Genomic DNA, 1,086 nt, shown 5'->3' with positions numbered 1-1,086 from the left:
ATCCGGTGCACATAGTCGTCCGGGTGGGTCGGCACGTCGAAATTGATGACGACCGGCATGTCGGAGATGTCGAGGCCGCGCGCCGCCACGTCGGTCGCGACTAGATAGTCGATATCGCCACGCTTGAAGGCGTCCAGGGTCGCCTGGCGCTGCGCCTGGTCGAGATCGCCATGGATGTCGCTGGCATTCAGCTTGCGGCGCTTGAGGGTGCGGTTCAGCTCCGCGACCGACTTCTTACGGTTGGAGAAGATGATTGCCTTGTCGATGTCCTGGGAGCGGATCAGCTTCACCAGCGCGTCGACCTTATCGCGCGGCGAAGTCATCACCACCACATCGTCGATGTTCTGCGAAGTCGTAGCAGGGCGGGCCACCTCGATCACGGCCGGCTCGTGCATGAACCGGTCGGCCAGGCTGCGTACCTCCTTGGGCATGGTCGCCGAGAACAGAAGGGTCTGCTGGCGGGCCGGCAGCAGCGAGATGATCCGCTCGACGTCCGGGATGAAGCCCATGTCGAGCATCCGGTCGGCCTCGTCGATCACCATAATGTTGATGCCGCCCAAGAGGATCCGACCGCGCTCGAACCAGTCGAGCATGCGGCCAGGCGTGGCAATCAGGACGTCGACGCCCTTTTCCAGCTGCTTCTCCTGGTCGCCCATGCCCACGCCGCCGATCAGCAGGACGTGGGAGAGCTTCAGGTACTTGCCATAGGTCTCGAAGTTCTTGGCCGTCTGGGCCGCCAGCTCGCGGGTAGGGGACAGGATCAGCGAGCGCGGCATGCGCGCGCGCGCCCGGCCCGAGGCCAGCTTCTCGATCATCGGCAGGGTGAAGGACGCGGTCTTGCCGGTACCAGTCTGGGCGATCCCCAGGACGTCGCGCCCGGACAGCACGACCGGAATGGCGGCGGCCTGGATCGGGGTAGGGGTCGTGTAGCCGGACTCTTCGATCGAGCGGAGGATCTCTTCCCGGAGCCCCAGCGCTGCGAAGGCGGGACTCGAGGGGGTGGTTTCGGTCAAGGTGGCAGGGCCGATCAGACGGTTGAATCTGCCCGGCTACTTAAGTGATCGGCTGAAAAAGTCAACGACGGCA

Annotated in this window: 1 protein-coding gene; it reads right to left on the bottom strand. The window is 64.5% G+C overall.

The window, feature by feature from the left end; genetic code table 11:
• A partial coding sequence (locus EQG76_RS01835; RefSeq protein WP_159710085.1) for a DEAD/DEAH box helicase occupies positions 1–1,013 on the bottom strand: 1,013 nt, incomplete at its 3' end.
• Positions 1,014–1,086 lie beyond the last annotated feature (73 nt).

Origin of the sequence: Geminicoccus flavidas, assembly GCF_009806515.1 — a bacterium.
Classification (GTDB): Bacteria; Pseudomonadota; Alphaproteobacteria; order Geminicoccales; family Geminicoccaceae; genus Geminicoccus; species Geminicoccus flavidus.
Note: the sequence above shows the minus strand (reverse complement) of the source record. Positions and strands in the feature narration are given on the sequence as shown.